16 protein-coding genes are annotated in these 19,868 nt (G+C 31.6%); 7 read left to right on the forward strand and 9 right to left on the reverse strand.

Annotated features, from left to right (window positions below; all coding sequences use genetic code 11):
* Positions 1-71: 71 nt before the first annotated feature.
* Positions 72-1,043, forward strand: coding sequence for a YdcF family protein (locus tag KA867_RS02595; RefSeq protein ID WP_107385133.1), 972 nt, complete (start codon positions 72-74; stop codon positions 1,041-1,043).
* Positions 1,044-1,207: 164 nt separating this feature from the next.
* On the opposite strand, the gene KA867_RS02600 is transcribed toward KA867_RS02595, so the two are convergent.
* Both KA867_RS02600 and KA867_RS02605 read right to left on the reverse strand, forming a co-directional pair.
* Positions 1,208-1,876, reverse strand: coding sequence for an ABC transporter ATP-binding protein (locus KA867_RS02600; protein WP_107385134.1), 669 nt, complete (start codon positions 1,874-1,876; stop codon positions 1,208-1,210).
* The gene (locus KA867_RS02605) at positions 1,876-2,928 is read right to left on the reverse strand and encodes an ABC transporter permease (RefSeq protein ID WP_107385695.1); all 1,053 of its coding nucleotides are present in this window, start codon (positions 2,926-2,928) and stop codon (positions 1,876-1,878) included. The genes KA867_RS02600 and KA867_RS02605 overlap by 1 nt, the downstream gene beginning before the upstream one ends.
* A gap of 155 nt (positions 2,929-3,083) precedes the next feature.
* Between KA867_RS02605 and KA867_RS02610 the strand changes: the two genes are divergently transcribed.
* Positions 3,084-3,758 carry a response regulator transcription factor gene (locus KA867_RS02610; RefSeq protein WP_210136985.1) on the forward strand — a complete coding sequence of 225 codons (675 nt, stop codon included), beginning with the start codon at positions 3,084-3,086 and terminating at the stop codon, positions 3,756-3,758.
* Positions 3,751-5,115: a sensor histidine kinase gene (locus KA867_RS02615; protein ID WP_183076684.1), complete on the forward strand. Its 1,365-nt coding sequence runs from the start codon at positions 3,751-3,753 to the stop codon at positions 5,113-5,115. The genes KA867_RS02610 and KA867_RS02615 overlap by 8 nt, the downstream gene beginning before the upstream one ends.
* A 215-nt stretch (positions 5,116-5,330) precedes the next feature.
* On the opposite strand, the gene mqo is transcribed toward KA867_RS02615, so the two are convergent.
* Complete coding sequence (mqo, locus tag KA867_RS02620; RefSeq protein WP_210136986.1) at positions 5,331-6,809, reverse strand: malate dehydrogenase (quinone); 1,479 nt, start codon at positions 6,807-6,809, stop codon at positions 5,331-5,333.
* 394 nt (positions 6,810-7,203) lie between these two features.
* Here mqo and KA867_RS02625 point away from each other — a divergent pair, with 394 nt between their 5' ends.
* Complete coding sequence (locus KA867_RS02625; protein ID WP_210136987.1) at positions 7,204-8,355, forward strand: glycosyltransferase family 4 protein; 1,152 nt, start codon at positions 7,204-7,206, stop codon at positions 8,353-8,355.
* Between the two features lie 379 nt (positions 8,356-8,734).
* Here the strand turns inward: KA867_RS02625 and KA867_RS02630 are convergent, their stop codons facing one another.
* Positions 8,735-10,339: an L-lactate permease gene (locus KA867_RS02630; RefSeq protein ID WP_210136988.1), complete on the reverse strand. Its 1,605-nt coding sequence runs from the start codon at positions 10,337-10,339 to the stop codon at positions 8,735-8,737.
* Between the two features lie 275 nt (positions 10,340-10,614).
* Between KA867_RS02630 and KA867_RS02635 the strand changes: the two genes are divergently transcribed.
* Positions 10,615-12,312, forward strand: coding sequence for a CDP-glycerol glycerophosphotransferase family protein (locus KA867_RS02635; RefSeq protein ID WP_210136989.1), 1,698 nt, complete (start codon positions 10,615-10,617; stop codon positions 12,310-12,312).
* Between the two features lie 256 nt (positions 12,313-12,568).
* On the opposite strand, the gene KA867_RS02640 is transcribed toward KA867_RS02635, so the two are convergent.
* Complete coding sequence (locus tag KA867_RS02640; protein ID WP_210136990.1) at positions 12,569-13,375, reverse strand: hypothetical protein; 807 nt, start codon at positions 13,373-13,375, stop codon at positions 12,569-12,571.
* Between the two features lie 259 nt (positions 13,376-13,634).
* The gene (locus KA867_RS02645; protein WP_210136991.1) at positions 13,635-14,162 is read right to left on the reverse strand and encodes a GNAT family N-acetyltransferase; all 528 of its coding nucleotides are present in this window, start codon (positions 14,160-14,162) and stop codon (positions 13,635-13,637) included.
* Positions 14,163-14,415: 253 nt separating this feature from the next.
* Between KA867_RS02645 and KA867_RS02650 the strand changes: the two genes are divergently transcribed.
* Both KA867_RS02650 and glcP read left to right on the forward strand, forming a co-directional pair.
* Positions 14,416-15,405, forward strand: coding sequence for an acrylyl-CoA reductase family protein (locus tag KA867_RS02650; protein ID WP_107504847.1), 990 nt, complete (start codon positions 14,416-14,418; stop codon positions 15,403-15,405).
* A 260-nt stretch (positions 15,406-15,665) separates the two neighbouring features.
* Positions 15,666-17,030 (forward strand): glucose transporter GlcP, encoded by a 1,365-nt coding sequence (gene glcP, locus KA867_RS02655; protein WP_210136992.1) that lies wholly within the window; start codon positions 15,666-15,668, stop codon positions 17,028-17,030.
* Positions 17,031-17,709: 679 nt separating this feature from the next.
* On the opposite strand, the gene KA867_RS02660 is transcribed toward glcP, so the two are convergent.
* The 3 genes from KA867_RS02660 to KA867_RS02670 all read right to left on the reverse strand — a co-directional run bounded on the left by KA867_RS02660 (position 17,710) and on the right by KA867_RS02670 (position 19,806).
* Positions 17,710-18,111 (reverse strand): GNAT family N-acetyltransferase, encoded by a 402-nt coding sequence (locus KA867_RS02660; RefSeq protein WP_107384987.1) that lies wholly within the window; start codon positions 18,109-18,111, stop codon positions 17,710-17,712.
* Between the two features lie 58 nt (positions 18,112-18,169).
* A complete protein-coding gene (locus tag KA867_RS02665) occupies positions 18,170-19,201 on the reverse strand; it encodes an NAD(P)/FAD-dependent oxidoreductase (RefSeq protein WP_107385700.1) in 1,032 nt (343 codons plus the stop codon).
* A 191-nt stretch (positions 19,202-19,392) separates the two neighbouring features.
* Positions 19,393-19,806 carry a DUF2871 domain-containing protein gene (locus KA867_RS02670; protein ID WP_107384989.1) on the reverse strand — a complete coding sequence of 138 codons (414 nt, stop codon included), beginning with the start codon at positions 19,804-19,806 and terminating at the stop codon, positions 19,393-19,395.
* Positions 19,807-19,868 lie beyond the last annotated feature (62 nt).

Below are 19,868 nucleotides of genomic sequence, written 5' to 3' on the forward strand. Positions count from 1 at the left end.
ATACCTATAAAATTTGATTAATTTTAAGAATTGCTCTACATTTAAAATATTATAAATTTTCGGGGTGAACCATGTATACGTTGTCTTTAATTATAAGTTTATTTATTTTATGTGGTTTTATTGCTATGTATAAGAATTTAAAATTTACTACTAATTTAACTTTTTTTGTAATTCAAATCATTTTAGGCTACATTGTTATCATCTTACATGTAGGTAAGTCATCTTTGCCGATCCCTCTAATCATAACGATGTTTGTTGGTGTATTGCTTTTACACATCAAACATCATCATCTATTTAAACATAGTGTAAGCACACTTTTTTTGCGCCGTTTATACGCTATAGCATATAAGGTATTACTGTTCATGATTGCTTGTGCTTATATTAGTCTAATTCCTGTGGGCATCAATGTGATTTTTTATTGGTTAGCCGCTATTGCCTTTAGTGCATGTTTCACCTTCATTTGTTATGCACTTTGTGCCTCTGCCTTTTCAAATGTTACGTATAAACAAGATTTTGACGTCATATTGGTGTTGGGCGCAGGTATTTTTACAGAACAAGTAACACCTATGCTTGCTAAAAGATTGGACAAAGCTATAACGTTATACCATTTACATCCAGGCGCACATATCATTGTTAGTGGTGGGCAAGGACCTGACGAACCAATTTCAGAAGCCTTGGCTATGTATCGATATTTAGTGCAAAGAAATATTAATCCTTCAGCAATCATACTTGAAGACCAATCGACGAGCACTTATGAGAACCTTAAATATACGAAAGTGCTCATTCAGCAATTATTTAAATATGAACCAAATATCATATGTGTCACTAGTCAATTTCATATTATGCGCGCTTTAAGGTTTGGACAAAAATTAAATCTCAATTTAAAAGGTGTCGGCAGTCATACACCTTATCATTTTTTTGAAATTGCATTAATCAGGGACTTTTTAGCCATCATGTATCAATATAAGCTTTTACTAACTTGTTTTTTTGCAGTGTTATTTTGGGCATGTATAATGGCACTGTGGCATATACCAACCATTTAAAGTCATTAACTACGAAATAATATGTGGATACTACATTCGATTGAATGTGCAATGCTATTCATAAAAAAGGGAGTGGGACAGAAATCTAATTTTATTAAAAAGATTTCTATCCTACTCCCATTTAATTTGAAAACACGACTTTTATCATGTCTCTTTTAAATATACTATCGATTAACAATGACACCATCATCTAATTCGATTACTCTGTCAGCATAATCAAATAGTCTTTTATCATGTGTAATCATAATACCTATCATATTTTTACTTTGAATTTGATTTTTAATCATATCTATCACTTCTGTAGCACGTTCGGCATCTAAGCTTGCAGTTGGCTCGTCAGCTAATATTATTTTAGGATTATTCATTAATGATCTCATGATGGCAACACGTTGCTTTTGTCCACCTGAAAGTGTGTGTGGAAATACGTTTAACTGGTCTGCTAAACCGATTTGTGTTAATAATTTTTCTGCTCTATCAGTAGCTTCTTTTTTAGCCATTCCCGCTTCTTTACCTATAGTTATTAACTGATCTTTAACTTTTAAATATGGTACTAAGTGTGAAGATTGAAATATAAATCCAATTTCATTTAATCTTAGTTCAGAAGCTTTTTTATCACTATCATATAAATGTTCACCATTATATAATATTTCTCCACTACTTTGTGACAATAACCCACCTAAAATAGTTAAAAGCGTCGTTTTACCAGACCCTGAGGCTCCATTTAAAATTATAAATTCTCCTTCATTCACTTCAAAATTGATCCCTTTTAGTACTTTGGTTTCGGAAGAGCCTTTACCAAAAGATTTTTTAATATCTTTAACTTGTAAACTCATTATTCTCCACCTCCTATAGCTTCAATAGGGTCTACTTTAAATAATTTAATAAATGATAGTGCTGCACCGACAATTGCAACAACTATGAAAATACCCACGACTAATAATATATTTGTAACAGTTACATGGAAAGGCATAGAAATTGGCATTACTAATGACAATCCACTGATTAACGCCACAGAAATAATAACTGCAATCATTGTAGTTATTAATATTTGAATGATTAATGCACTTAATAAATGTCTTGTCTTAATTCCAATTGCTTTTAAAATACCGATTTCAGGAATTTTTTGTATCGTCATAACATAGAAGAATGCACTAAGGACTATAGCAGAAATAACAAACAAGCTAACTATCATCATATTAAGTGGTGCTTGTTCTGCTTGATAACTTGGTATTTCACTTGTGATATCATCTTCTGTAAATACATCTATACCATTAATATCTTCTAATTTATTCATCTGTTTTTGTGACATATCTTTAATTGGATAAACAGTACTCACATTTTTATTCAATTCATCAAATCCATTATTATTCATCATAACCACTGAACTATGAGAATACATTGTGTCATCCAAAACACCTGAAACTTTTAACGTTTTACCGTCTTTAATTTTAATGTTGTCTCCAACATCTACCCCACTTGCAGTTAATTTACTATTAATTGCAATTTCATTGTCTTTTTTAGGATAATGCCCTTCTGACAATTTGGGTTTTTCATTTTTCACTGTATTCGTCATAACAACATCTTCTTCATCTTTATCAATTTTCAAAGTTTGAGATGCTATTTTTAAAGGTGACTGCCCGCTAATATCTTCAATCTTCTCTTGCTGTTCTGGTTTAATAATTGATTTTTCAATTTGTGGTGTTTTGTTATTTTGCATCACATATTTTTCAGCTTTCATATTGTCTAACATAGAAATATTTTCTCTTGCTAAACCTTGTGCCAACCCACTAATAAATAGAACCATAACGCCTAATAATAATATAATTAACATGATTAATATATAACGAAATTTATAATATTTTATTTCTTGCCATGCTAATTTCATAGTGATTCACTCCCTTTCAAGAACTTATATTTAAAGTTTAGTCTCTGTATATGAACTCAATATGAACTATGATTAACTTTTTGAAATATTTCCTATTTGTTAAGTTAAATTTTTCCATATATAATGTCTGTAAAATGATTAAGGAGATTTTGAGCATGACAACTTGTTTAATTGTCGATGATGACAGTAAAATTTTAGAATATGTTTCAAATTATATTTCACGAGAAGGATTAGATGTAGTAACACAATCAAGTGCTGAAAACGCATTGTCATATTTAGATACACATCAAGTTGATATTGCTATCGTAGATGTAATGATGTCTGGCATGAGTGGTTTTGAATTATGTAAAATTTTAAAAAAAGATTTTGAAATGCCAGTTATTATGTTAACAGCTAGAGACGCACTTAGTGATAAAGAACAAGCTTATTTAACTGGCACAGACGATTATGTTACCAAGCCATTTGAAGTGAAAGAACTTATCTTTAGAATAAAGGCCGTATTAAAACGCTATAATATAAATGCTAATAATGAGTTGAAAGTTGGAAATCTTACGCTTAATCAAGCTTATTTAGAGCTTCAATCTTCTACTAAATCAATGAACTTGCCAAATAAAGAGTTTCAACTCTTATTCTTACTTGCCTCGCATCCAAAACAAGTATTTAACCGTGATGATTTGATTGAAAAAATTTGGGGGTTTGATTATGAAGGTGATGAACGAACAGTTGACGTACACATTAAACGTTTGAGAAAACGTTTATCGAAACTAGGAGCTACTATTACAATTCATACAGTGCGTGGCTTAGGTTACAAGGTTGATGACAATGTTTAAATCACTATATTCACGTATTGCTATATATACAATCGTCATCTTACTATCAAGCGCTGTGCTTAGTTTCCTATTAACTAACGTCATTTATCATAATCATTTAAAAGAGAATAATGATGCTAAAATCATGAGAACATTAAAAGATGCAATTTCTTATGAAAAGCAATCTAAAATACAATTGCCAAAACCCTTTTTCGAACACCTTGGACAGATGAATTATCAAGTTATGACCGTATCAGAAAATGGTAAAAAAGCTTATTATGGTACTGCATTTAGAAAAGACAATGTTGACTCGAAAAATATTAAATCTGTCTTAAAGGGAAATGACTATCACGGGATAAGCAATTTACCATACAATCCTTTCATCACTGGATTCTTTGAAAATACTACTCAAAATACTGTTGGTGTGCAATTTCAATCCAATGGTCATAACTATGCAGTATTTATGAGACCAGACATTGGAAAAACATTTAGTGAATTTAGAATTTTCTTAGTCATATTAATTACACTATTATTAGTCATCTCAATCATTTGGGTTATTTCTTCAACTTACATGATTATTAAACCAATACAACAGTTAAAACAAGCGACTGAAAGATTAATGGAAGGCAATTTTGATGTGCCAATAGATATTAAGCGTAATGATGAATTCGGCACGTTGCAATACCGTTTTGATAAAATGAGACTTTCTTTAAAACAAGTAGATGACATGAGACAACACTTTGTTCAAAATGTTTCACATGAGATTAAAACACCCTTAACGCATATTCATCATTTACTTGATCAATTAAAATTTACAAAAAGTGCCACAGAACGAGAACAGTATATAGACGAAATATACCAAATTACAACGCAACTAAGTGAATTAACAAAAGAACTTTTATTGTTATCAGAAATTGATAATGGGGAGCATCTAGAATTAACTGATCATATCGAACTCAATAAGCTCATTAAACAGATTATACGTCATGAACAATTTGCGACGAACGAAAAAGAGTTAATTATTATGTCTGATTTAGCTAATATATCATTAATAGGAAATGAGCGACTATTAAATCAAGCATTTCAAAATTTAATAACTAATGCGATTAAATATTCAGAACAAGGTGGTACAATTGACATTACACTCACACATGATACTGATCACATTCGTTTTAATATAACTGATGATGGTCAAGGTATGACACCAGAAACTCAATCTCGTCTATTTGAACGTTTTTATAAAGCAAGCAATCATGATAATAGTAATGGCTTAGGCTTAGCAATTGCTAAAGCTATTTTTGAATTACACAATGGCACAATTGAAGTATCAAGTAAGAAATATGAAGGTACTACTTTCACTGTTACTATCAATAAATAACAAGCGTGTAAACGCCTAGAAAACCATATGTTTCAGAGGCCACGGGTTCGATGCTCGAACCATCATACAACATACTTGTGGTATACATGCACGATCAAAATTTCAAGATTTAAATATAAAGAAGCGCTAACCCGTAATGGATTAGCGCTTCTATTTTAAGTATGGTAATTTATCTCGCAAGAACTTCATTTAATAAAATGAGTACATCATACTTATTAATTAATTTTTAAGTTTTTAGTTATTTCTTTATTAATTTGAGTGTATAAAGCTTCATTTTCTGATAATTTCATACCAAATGAAGGCACTATTTCTTTAATTTTTTCTTCCCAATTGTTAAATTCATCTTTGTAACAACGTTGAAGTACATCAAACATGATGTCAACTGCAGTCGAAGCGCCTGGAGAAGCGCCTAAAAGTGCTGCTAAAGAACCATCTTCAGAAGTAATAACCTCAGTACCAAATTGTAAAGTACCTTTTCCTTTATCAGTATCTTTAATGACTTGTACACGTTGTCCTGCAACTACAATTTCCCAATTTTCACTTTTAGCATTTGGCACAAATTGACGTAAATCTTCCATTCTCTCCTCGTTTGACAGTGTTAGTTGAGAAATTAAATATTTAGTTAAGTTCATTTCTTTAATTCCTGCCGATAACATTGTTATAAGGTTGTTTGGTTTCACTGATTTTATTAAATCCATATTTGAACCTGTCTTTAGGAATTTTGGTGAAAAGCCAGCAAATGGTCCAAACAATAAGGTACGCTTGCCATCAATATAACGTGTGTCTAAATGTGGTACTGACATCGGTGGCGCACCAACAGCTGCTTTTCCATAAACTTTCGCAAGATGTTTTGAAGTAATAGCCTCGTCTCTACAAACTAAGAACAGACCACTTACTGGGAATCCACCAATATGTTTAGACTCCTTAATGCCTGTTTTTTGTAATAAAGGTAAACTCGCTCCACCGGCACCTATAAATACAAAGTCACTATCTACTATTGTAACTTCATCCGTTTTCAGATCTTTCACTTTAACTTTCCAAGTTCCATCTTTACGTTGACTCAGATTTTCTACTTCATGTTCGTAATTAAGTTCTACGTTTTTATCTTCTAAATTAGAGAATAGTTTTTTTGTTAACGCGCTAAAATTTACATCAGTCCCAGTTTTGTCATATGTAATAGCCATTGGTATATTTGATGTGCGCCCTTCCATAATCAACGGTGCCCATTCTGAAATTTGATCTTTGTCATCCGTAATTTCCATATTACTAAACAAAATATTTTTATTTAATCTTTCAACTCGTCTTCTTAAAAAATCTACATTGCGTACGCCCTGTACAAAGCTCATATGTGGCACAGGTTTAATAAAAGCTTCTGGTTTTGATAATTGACCTTGCTTAACAAGGTAATTCCAAAATTGTTTTGTAATTTGAAACTGTTCATTAATTTTGACAGCTTTAGTAATATCAATTGATCCATCTTTGTTTTCGTTTGTATAATTTAGTTCGCATAATGCAGAATGCCCTGTTCCTGCATTATTCCATGCATTCGAACTTTCTTCTGCTGGTGTAGATAATCTTTCAAACATTTTAATGTCTTTCTCAGGTGCAAGTTCTTTTAATAAAGTTCCTAGTGTTGCGCTCATGATACCGCCGCCAATTAATATGACATCTGTTTTGCTATGTTGTTTACTCATAACAAACACAGTCCCCCTTTTATATATGTTTATAGACACGTTATCTTTATCTAGGAAAATCACAACCATGATAAAGCGTTTTCTATAGTAAATGATTTAAATCCTAATCTACTATAATTATACGAAGTACTTAAAAAATAGCAGAATCTTTTGGTACACTTCTAATTATATACGTTATTGCCCTATGAAAAAAGGGGTTTCAGTAATTCTACTTAAATTATGTTAATACCTGTTAACTATCATTGCTATGATACGACTTAAATTACTATTTTAAATTTAAATATATTGAGCAAATTATATTGTGTCTCATATAACCTTCATTACTTTATCAATCACCTAAATTTCATGCTATAATAAATTCTAATTTAATTCTTATACTTTTGGAGGTATTCCAATGAAATCTATCACTTTTTTTACGCATAACTTATATGCTATGGGTGGTACCGTTAAATCTATTTCTCAATTAGCTAATGTTTTAGCTGAAAAAGGCCATCAAGTTGAAATCATTTCCGTTTTCAAAGGGGCTTCTAAACCTTATTTCAAGCTACATAAATCTATTAAAGTGCATGCTTTAACAGACTATCAATTACAATTTTTTAATATTAAGGATATTTTTTTCAATAGAATCCACAAATATACCTCTTTTTCTAAACCAAAATTAATTTCTCAATATGAACCAGGACTATATCAGTTTTCACATTATATTGAAAAGAAAATGATTAAAGCAATACGTAATGTTTCTACTGATATACTCATAGGTACACGCGCGAGTTTCAATATATTAATTGCTCACTATGGTCCACAAAATGTAGAGAAAATTGGTATGGAGCATATGAATTTTGAAGCACACAACATTACTTTACAAAGAGAAATTGCAGATGCTTATCAATATTTAGATAAAGTAACCACACTAACAGAAAGTGATAAAAGTAAATATGAAGCTTTCATTCAAACTCCTGTTTATGTCATACCCAATATTTTAAATGAACCTCGCCTCTCAGTATCAAAAGATAAAATCATCACTGCTGCAGGACGATTAGAATACGAGAAAGGATTCGATCTATTAATTCAAAGTATCATACCTATTCAACAAGAGGTCAGACGTTTTAAATATCAAATACATATCTATGGCGATGGAAAAGAACACGAACTCTTACAACAATTAATCATAGAGCATCAACTGGCAGATATCGTAAAGCTTTATGGCTCAACTCAACAATTAAACGAAAAGTTAGCTAAAAGTGATATTACAGTCATCCCCTCTCGTAATGAAGGTTTCGGAATGGTGATTTTAGAAGCAATGAATCAAAGTAATGTTGTGGTTAGCTTTAATGGTAACGCTGGCCCAGATGCACTGATACAAAATAACGTCAATGGATATTTAGTAGCACATGGAAATGTAGAAGATCTTTCTAATAAACTACTACGACTTATAAACCAAGAATTTAATAAACAAGCAATCATCGAAAATGGATACCAAACTGTTCAGTCATTTTCATCAGATTCTGTCTACCATTACTTTCAAATGATGATAGAGTCGAAATAAAAAAGAAACTTTTAGTTTCTTCCATATGCCAGCTTTAGTACATTATTTCACTATGATTCCATTTATCAATTGGTTTATTCACCATAACAAACAACGCCACTGTTAATTATTATATATTAAATATTGGCAGTGATTTGTCCGTATCCTGTGGGAATATCACTAGCCGAAGACTACAAGCTAAGGCAGTGCCCACGGAAAGTGGGCACAAAAAACTGTCGACAAAGTCGGAAACTTTGTCGACAGCCTGGATGAAGCCATATGGCTTCTTTTTTTCTATCTTTATATTTAACTTCGTGTTTCGATATAATGCTAAATCAAAGCAACGTTAATTCTGCGTATTTACAGATAACTGACTAGCAAACATATCAATGCTGATGTTTTAATGAATGATAAAGCTCAACATAAATGTCCATAAACATACAAAGATAATAAATGCAAAACTATAACGTAATGTCATTTTTAATAATTCCGATTCCTTACCTACCTGTTGTACAGATGCAGTTGCAATAGCAATGGACTGAGGTGAAATCAATTTAGCTGCTACACCACCAGCAGTATTGGCTGATACAAGTAATGCACCACTTGTACCAATATTATTAGCTACTGCTGACTGTATCGGAGCAAATAACGTATTATTATTTGTCACAGAACCAGTTAAAAATACGCCGATCCAACCTAAAACAGGTGATAATAGAGGGAAGACTGATCCTGCCTTAGCAATACCCTCACCTAAAGCATTACTTAAACCTGCATAAGTCATTAATTTAGAAATAATTAAAATAATACAAATTGTAATAATAGGCAACCATAATTCTTTAAAAGTTAATTTTAACAAACGCGTTGCATCAAGCATATTCACTTGTTTTGACATCAATATAGTTATTAAAATTACTAATAAAATTGCTGTACCAGTTTGTCCAATGATATTGAGTGGCAATGTAATTGCTTTATCAGCAATAGCGCTATACGTACCTGGGAGTTGAATATTAAATACTAATGCACTCAATGCACCATTAGATGTGAACAGTCCTTTAAATTGTGGTGCGCTCCAAACCATAACCAATACTGTTAAAATCACAAATGGACTCCACGCATATATTAAAGTTTTAAAATTATGTTTTACAATAGTCTTAGGTTCTCCGCTATCTTTCAATCTAAATATATTTTTTGGTTGATGTTTTTTAGAATATACTGCTAAAGCTAACATTGATACTAACGGTGGGATAATATCAGCTAGTTCTGGTCCAATAAACACCGTGATCAAAGCTTGTAGTATGGTAAAAGTCCCACCAACAATAAGGATTGCTGGTAATGTTTCTTTAATACCTTTAAAACCATCAATAATCCATACTAATAAAAATGGTATAAACATATTCATAACCGATAAAGTTAAAGCCGACATTTGAGAAACCGCAAAACCTGTAACATCACCTGGCAAACCAAGTGTATCAATTACAGTGACAGGTAAACCAATAGCTCCAAAAGCACCAGCTGAAGCGTTGGCAATTAAACATAACATTGCAGCTTCTAAAGGCTTAAAGCCCAACTGAGTTAATAATAAAGCACATATCGCAATCGGTACACCAAAACCTGCTGCACCTTCTAAAAATCCATTAAATGCAAAACCTATGAGCAATAATTGGATACGATGGTCTTGAGATACACTCGCAATACTATCTTGAATCTTATCAAATTGCCCAGTTTCATTTGTAACTTTATATAACAAAACTGCCATAATTACAATATAACCAATTGGAATTACACCTTGGAAAAATCCTTCAATTGATGCACCTGTAGCGATATTCATAGGCAATTTGAATATCGTTATGGCAAGTATCAACGTAACGACTAATGTCGTAATTGAAGCGTATATCCCTTTCATTTTAAAAATGGTTAAACATAATAAAAATAAAATGATAGGGATAGCAGCCACAATACTGGATAATAATACATTGTTAAAGGGGTTAATACTTTCTACAAACATATATACTCACTTCCTATACTTAAAATAATTAATCATCCTTTTATTTGTGAATTATTTCACATAAATTATAACATCTACTTTAAGTAAAATACAATAATTTTCAAAAAATTAATAGCCCAAAATTAAAGTTTTTTAATTTTCTAATAAACTCCAATTGAATATATATCAATTCAGGCGCTGTACGTCAGTAATGATATGAATATCAATGTTTCTTTTATCTATGACATATTAAATGATAAAATAGAGATAATAATATTTAAATAGAGGGATTATAAATGATAAAGCAAATAGAATTTTCAACGTGGGACCTTTTAGCTCAGCATCTTGAGAAAGCTACAGCAGAAGGATATTCTCATTTTGTATATATAGATCAAAATAGTGAGATTTATCAATCAATGTTAGAGGCAGTTACACTAAGACCCGTCACTATCGTTGCAGATTATACAATCAATCAGCAATATTTAAATGATTGCCGATATTTCGGTAAATCAGAAATCACTTTTAATGATTGGATGAATAATCTAAATCATTTTCCAAATATTATTTTTCATATAGAAACTGCTCAAAAAATAATAAACAAATATACAGTTAATAATATATTTGATTTAGCATTATTATCACTTTTACAAGATGATGTTGCTACAGATAGCCATGTTGTTTTTAATTTCAAACATACTTATATAACTAGTGATGCTGTTTGGGATTACATTCAAGCGTTCACGCCATTGAACACTACTAAATTTAATTTAAACAAATTAGCCTTTGAACATAAACACACGGTACCATTTAAAAATAGTGAAACATTAGCACCTAATAATGATGATATTCGATTTACAGATAAAGTGCTCAAAAATACTAAATTCAAACTTCCACATTGGCTTTATAATTTAATTCACCATCATTACGAAAAAAAGCATGATGAAATCAGTTATATTTACAAAAAGGATAAATCGAAAGTTAAAAATCATATTGTCTTTTTAGGTTTTGATTATGGGTTCCGAGGTAATTCTCGCTATTTATTTAACCATTTTGCAAAATACTTTTCTAAATTACCTATATATTTTATAACTAATGATTTAAGTGGACCTAATTTTATTGATCCAAATGATGCGAAAGCAAAAAATCTCATCGAAACAGCAAGCGTGATCATTTTAGAAAACGATATACCCGACGATATCAAACCAAATGGTACAGTTATACAACTGTGGCATGGCACACCTATAAAAAAACTATTTTTAGATAGTCATGAACCAAATGAAAATCTCAATATTTATAATTATCGCGCACGCAAATATAATAAATGGTTGCAACAAGACTATTTCATCAGTGATTCCGAAGCCATTATGGAACATTTTAAATCTGCATTTCCACAACAACACACACATTTATTAAATTGTGGGTATCCAAGAATTAGATATTTATTGGATAAACAATCAGATCAACCTTATATCTCATTCATTAAGAAAGAATTAAAGCTAGACCCTCAAAAACAAACATTACTTTACGTTCCTACATGGAAAGCAGCAAATGAAACAACCGATTTATTACCAATTAGTGATGGCTTATTAAATAAATATAACGTTATCTTTAAAGGACATGTCAATGATCAATCTAATTATATGCCTGAAAATGCTATCATTGCACCTTCACATATAGAAGTTCAAGATTTGTTGTTAGTATCAGATACAGTATTGACAGACTATTCTTCAATTATTTTTGATGCACTCACGATTGATAAAACTGTCTGCCAATATACGCCTGATCACGAAAAATATGTTTGCGAACGTGGTGTTTATGAAGATGTTATGCATTCTCTTTCTACAGTTCGATATAGTGATTCAAAAGCACTTTTAAATGATTTAATCAGTCATCAAATGAAAGATGTACATGATAATCCATTTATAAACAAAAACAATCATGCTTTTGAAACGATTTCCCATATTATTCAAAAGTCTATTAAATCCAACACATAAACTTAATAATCAAAAATACAATCAATGTTTTGATACCGACTTTAAACTTCAAAGTTTTCATATTCCAATGTTAACTTTGGAGTTTTTTTAAAATAAAAAATGTGTTTTAAGTGATAACAATAGTAACATGAGTATATACTGCAAAGTTAAGCAAAAATTAAAAGAAGCAAGTTAGAAATCAATTTTTTTCAAATTCATTTCATCTACTTGCCTCTTTATCATATTAAGTATAAAACTTGCACTTTTTTATAATTCTTTATTGTTGATATGCTGGGTCAACTACTCTAACAGTACCTTGCTGGTCAACTGTTACAATTGAATAACTACCCGGTTGTGCTTGATTTTGGAAACTAAAAATATAACTATAATTGCCTTCACTACCTTCAATAGCGTAATCGTTATAAGGATTAGATTGGCCATTTAACGCATTAACTTCTGCAGTTGCATTATCTAATGAATTTTGGAAATTAGGTAATGACTGTAAAGCTGTTTGGGCGTCAGTACTACCTGAAGTAATATTTTGTGCAACTGGTACTGCATTTTGACCTTGATAAGGTGCCACATATTGAGAAGCTCCACTGTTATTTGTGTTACCCTCATTCGAACTGCCTGCACTATTAGAAGCTTGATCTGCATTACTATTTGCATTACTTGCTGTACTATCATTGTTATTCGTATTGCTTGAATTATCACCATTATTTGAAGTACCGCTATTGTTAGCACTTCCATTGGAACCATTAGTCGAACTATCATTGGCATTGTCACTATTTCCAGAATTGCTACTGTCATCAGAGTTAGAGATAGAGCTAGAACTAGAGTCAGAACCATTTTTATCAGCATCACTATCTGAGTTGCTGTCTGATTTGCTATCCGAATTTTCATCGGAGCTGTCATTGTCCTTTTTGTCATCACTCTTAGAATCTTTTGAGTCTTTTGATTTGTCATCGGAAGACTGTTTTTCTTTCGAGCTATCATCTTTATTACCACCGTTGTCATCACTACCATTAGAACAAGCAGCAAGCGCTAATGTAAGTGTAAGAAAACCTGCTAATAACTTTTTCATATAATAAGCCTCCTTAGTTGTGTCTTTCTCATTGCCTAATTAAAAGTTATGTAATGTGTTTAGCAATTAGGATAAATGAGAATTATTATGTTATTCACTATTATTATTAAAATAAACACCTTTTATCAAAACTTTTTTTGAAATAAATATAATTTTTACAAAAACTTAAAACTTTAGAACTTTAATTAAATAATTAGCTTTTATAATAGACAAACAACGATTCAAAATAATTGAACAGATTAAAGAAAAAATGACTTTTTCAAAAGCTACTATATGTTTTTTCCATAATTAAATCTGTATCTACCACGTTACCAGTATAAAATTCATGAGAACCTGTTATACGCAATCCTTGATTTTTATAGAAATTTAATGCTTTGTCATTATATTCCCATACCCCTAACCAAATTTTTTTCTTGTACAACTCGCGTGCTTTCTTAATTGCAAAATCAAAAACTTTTTTCCCTTTACCTCCACCTTGCGATTGAGGTAAAAAGTATATTCTTTGTATTTCTAAGTAGTCTTCCCCCATTGCTTCAGTTTGTGCATCATCTATATTTAATTTAAAATAACCTACAATTTCATTATTACTGAGATAAAAATATGTGAATGAATGTTTATTACGTAACTCTTCTTGTAACGTTTCCACATTATATGCCTGTTTAAAATAGATTTCAAAATCTTCCTCTGTATATCCACCATCTCTAAATGTATGTTTGAATGTCGCAATACTAATTTCTCTTAATTGATGTACTTCCGATTCTTTTACTAATTCAATATTATCAGTCATACTTCATCGCCCCTTTTTATCATCTTGTCAATTAGTATACTAAAATGTTAAATATGTTACTATACGACTTAATATATTTTTTTGACAACTTAAAGTATAGCGTTATGACATAAAATTCAAGTCCCCTAAAATTAAAACGCTTACTTTTAAATCAGTGCTTTTACGCTTATTGTGAAATTAACAATAACATGATAAAGTAGTTCTAGTTTTTTAATTGTTCATAAATATATACATAAGGGAGTGCCATAAGGCAATGACTAAAACATTTAAAGCTTTTGTGGTCAATGAACAAGACGGCAAAGTAACAAGCGAATTTAAAGATATGACAATAGATGAGCTTCCAGAAGGTGAAGTATTGATTAAAACAAAATATTCTGGAATTAATTATAAAGATGCACTAGCTACATTAGACAATTCAAAAATTGTTAGCAGTTATCCGATGGTGCCTGGCATAGATTTGGCAGGTGTTGTGGCTCACTCTGATACACATGCTTTTGAGCCAGGAGATGAGGTCATCGTTACTGGTTACGGTTTAGGGACAGACCATTTCGGAGGTTTTAGTGAATATGTGCGCGTAAAAGAAGAATGGATTGTACCTTTACCTAAAGATCTCACACTTGAAGAAGCTATGATATATGGGACAGCAGGTTACACAGCTGGTTTAGCAATTGAAAGATTAGAACATAATGGGCTATCTGTAGAAAAAGATCAAGTACTTGTGAGAGGTGCAACAGGTGGTGTAGGAACATTAGCAATAATGATGTTAAATGGAATTGGATACGATGTAATCGCTAGTACAGGTAAAACCGAAGCTACTGAAGCACTCAAAACGATAGGTGCAAAAGATGTTATATCTAGAATTACCAAAGAAGATAATAAACCTCTAGGTAAACGCACATGGCAAGCTGTTATCGATCCAGTTGGTGGCGACAGTTTTTCACAAGTTATTAAACAACTTAATTATAATGGTAGTGTTGCACTCATCGGCATGACAGGAGGCGCTACATTCGACAGTTCAGTCTTTCCTTTCATATTAAGAGGCGTAAACGTTATAGGTATTGACTCGGTATATACAGAAATGAGACAACGAAAACACATTTGGCGTCGTCTATCTAAAGATTTAAAACCAGACCAATTACATGATATAAAACATAATATAAAATTTAAAGATATTAAAAATAGCATAGATGAAGTGATTCAACATAATAATTCTGGTAGAATTGTTATCGAATTTGACTCATAAGATGATTCTATAAAACTCCGCACATCAAGCAAAAATGGATGTGCGGAGTTTTATTTGATATCAACTTATATAACTATACATTTTTATTTAAACTACAAAAATATTATAATTCATATAACTATACATTTTTATTTAAACTACAAAAATATTATAATTCATATAACTATATATCAATAGATAAATTTATTATACTTTAACATTTACAATTAAAATATGAAAGCGTATACTTATTATTATTGAATATTATCAGGAGGGTTTATATGGGAATCAAAGTGAATAAAAAGCTCATCTTTTTCCTTGGTGCATTGGGAGGATTACTCTATGGTTATGACATGGGAGTTATATCAGGTGCACTATTATTTATAAAAGATGATATACCGTTAAATAGTTTTACTGAAGGTCTTGTCGTTGCGTCTATGTTAGTCGGCGCTATATTTGGCTCCGGTGCGAGTGGACCTATGTCTGATAGGTTAGGTCGTAGACGCGTTGTATTTATTATCGCTATTATTTATATTGTCGGTGCATTAATTTTAGCCTTGGCACCATCAATGCCAGTATTAGTAATCGGTAGACTTGTTATCGGATTAGCTGTCGGTGGTTCAACAGCAATCGTACCAGTATATTTATCTGAAATGGCACCTACCGAACAACGTGGTTCATTAAGTTCATTAAACCAATTAATGATTACAATTGGTATTTTATCTTCATATTTAATTAACTATGCTTTTACACCAATCGAAGGTTGGAGATGGATGCTCGGTCTAGCAGTATTACCTTCATTCATTCTTTTAATCGGTGTGGCATTTATGCCTGAAAGCCCTAGATGGCTACTTGAACACAAAAGTGAAAAAGCTGCTCGTGATGTTATGAAATTAACGTTTAAAGAAAGCGAAATCGATAAAGAAATTGCCGATATGAAAGAAATAAATGCTATTTCTGAAAGCACTTGGAATGTTTTAAAATCACCTTGGTTACGACCAACACTTATCATTGGTAGTGTGTTTGCTTTATTACAACAAATTATAGGTATTAACGCTATTATTTATTATGCACCAACGATATTTAGTAAAGCTGGTCTTGGTGATGCAACTTCTATATTAGGTACGGTTGGTATTGGTACTGTAAACGTCCTTATTACGATTGTAGCGATTATGATTATTGATAAAATAGATCGTAAGCGATTATTAGTAATTGGTAATATTGGTATGGTGGCATCACTATTAATCATGGCAATATTAGTTTGGACAATTGGTATTCAATCTTCTGCTTGGATTATGGTCGCTTGTCTAACACTTTTCATCATATTCTTTGGATTCACTTGGGGACCAGTACTTTGGGTTATGTTACCAGAATTATTCCCAATGCGTGCACGTGGTGCTGCAACAGGAATCGCTGCTTTAGTACTATCGATTGGTAGTTTACTAGTTGCGCAATTATTCCCTATTTTGACTGATGTTTTATCAGTAGAACAAGTATTCTTGATCTTCGCAGCTGTTGGTGTCTTCGCTTTAATCTTTGTCATTAAATACTTACCAGAAACACGTGGACGCAGTTTAGAAGAAATTGAAGCCGATTTGCGTTCTAGAACAAATGCAACAGATGTCAATGTTAAAGAGTCAAAATAAACACTATATTTCTAAATCACAACTAAAATGAGTTTTTATGATATTAAAAAATCCATTCTCAAAATAAGAGAGCTAATCCATCTTGGATTTGCTCAGACTGTCAACAAAGTCTCCGACTTTGTTGGCAGTTTTTTTGTGCACGCTTTCCGCGGGCACTGCCTTAGCCTGTAGTCTTCGGCTAGTGCGCTTCCCGCAGGAGTCGGCCCAAATACTGCCAATATCACACTAAAAATATTATTAATTCAGAGACTATTTTGTCTCAAATCAATGAGACAAACAATCAAAGAAGTTGTGAAAAGTAGATACTTTTCACTCCCAAGAAGCATTGGGCATTGAAACAAAAAAATAAAGTTTAACACAAGAAAAAAGCTATACAAATAAACAATAGACAAACCCTTCGCAAATTAATACGAAGGGTTTGTCTACGTTCTGTGCTAATCCATCTTGGATTAGCGCTTTTTGTATCTTGCAAATTAACCATGCATGCTTCCTTGGGATATGGTTCTACTCGTGTCATTCCCCTGAGTGCTATCGCGTATGATTATCGCTAAAAAATGAAAACATTTAATATAAAATAAAAACACGTCAGTTACTATGATGATATATAGAAATTGACGTGTGCTTTCAGAAATATCTATCTCCATGTTACTTCTTTGCATCTTAATATTTTTAAAAATATTTAGTATTTGATATACATACCACAAGAATGAGGTTCCGTAGTCGTAAATCCGAATTGTTCATACAATTTATCTGCCGGATAATCTGCCATTAAACTCACATAAGTACCATCTTCTGAAACAGATGAGATATATTTCATAATATCTGTCATTACCTGTTTACCATAACCCTGACCTTGATAACGTGGTTCTACTGCTATGTCAATAATTTGAAAAGCAGTACCTCCATCACCAATTACTCTTCCCATCGCTATTAATAAGTCGTCATCATATATTGTGACGTCAAAGCATGCATTTGATATCCCTTTTTCTGCCGCCTTTTGTGATTTTTCACTCAATCCAGCTTTTTTCCTCATATTTCTATAATCTTGTACCGTTGGTGCCTCATATTTTACTTTAACCATGTTGTGTCATCCCCCAAACTACAAAGCAAACATTTATAGCATAATCATATAAATGTGTTTATAAATATTTTTTCATCACTACTTTATTAGACTCTTTAAATGCATCATTATGACTAGATACATAACCTTCAGGATCCGCTTCAGGTTCAACATAAAGTTTAGCTAGATTAGCTGCGTTTGCTGCATCACTAAAAGCACTCGCGATTAAATGTGCTTTTGCTTCATGATAAATAATATCACCACAAGCATATAAACCTTCAATACTCGTTGCCGTGTTACCAAATCCTTTAATATTATATTCACTATGCATATCAACTTGAGTTGTAGACTGTTCTAACAATGTATTTTCTCTATCAAATCCATGACTGACAATAACTTCGTCGAAAGATCGTACCTCTTGTTCTCCTGTTTCAATGTTTTCTAATATTACTTGTTCTATACGTGACTGGGTTTCGTCACCTATTAATTGATAAATATGTGTGTTGGCTAACTTTTCCACTGCAAGTTTATTTAATATATCTTTCATTGCTTCATAACCTTTGATATCCGCTTTTCGATAAATTAATGTCACACTATTAGCATAACCACTTAAATCATTCGCCCAGTCTAGCGCAGAATTACCTGCACCTGAAATCAACACATCTTTGTCTTTAAAATGTTTTAAGGACTGAACTACATAATGTAAATTAGTTAATTGATATCTTTCTGCTCCCTTGATATCAAGTTGTTTTGGATTAATGATACCACCACCAATGGCGATGATGACAGATTTTGATTCATATACATTTCCTTTATTGGTCTCTACTTCAAAATGGCGTTCAGCCATTTTTCTAATATCTATAACGCGTTCCTCTAAATTTACTTTAGGATTAAAATGTAAACCTTGACTAACAGTATCTTGAATAATTTCATAACAAGGCTTCGGTGCCAATCCCCCGATATCCCAAATAATCTTTTCGGGATAAACGTGCATTTTACCTCCTAGCTTATCTTGAATATCAATAATTCTTACATTCATTCCTCTTAATCCAGAATAAAAGCTCGCGAACAAACCGGCTGGTCCACCACCGATAATGATTACATCATCCATAATAATCCTCCTACATGTACTACTTCTTAATACCTATTATCCTATTATTGATAATGCTTATCAATTAAAAAGGAAACTTTTTAATAAATAATTACTTTATATGTAAAATGATATAAAAAAAGACGATCAAATTCATAACGATCGTCTGCTATATATAATTATATTTATTTAGAAAAATTTATTTATACAAATTATTTTTCTGTTTTTTTGACAATGGCGTTTTTAAGCAAGAAGAATAATAAAATAAAACCAGCTGTAATTACTGTATGTCCAATACCAGCATAGCCGGCAAACGATTCTGGAACTTTAAGTCCAATAACTTGGTATGTCCCTTTTGTAAACATCATGCCAATCGTCAATAATACACCTATATTATACACAATAAAGAACCAATTAAATAAATAGTAACTACTCAAATTAAATACCTTCGTTACCGGTAATAAAATGAGATGCATAAACATTCCTAATATTAACGTATGCGTATGTACTACAACCAATTGTGTATCACCTGTAAAGTCATAGGCAAGTGTTAATTCACGATAATAAAAACCACTAAGCAATCCTAAGATTGTATAAATTAAAAAAGCGTATAATATTCTGCGCATTCAAAATCCTCCTTAAAAACATTATAAAATAAATCTTCTTAAATTACAGTGACAATTCATCA

The organism is Staphylococcus sp. GDH8C109P, assembly GCF_017893405.1.
Taxonomy (GTDB): Bacteria; Bacillota; Bacilli; order Staphylococcales; family Staphylococcaceae; genus Staphylococcus; species Staphylococcus cohnii.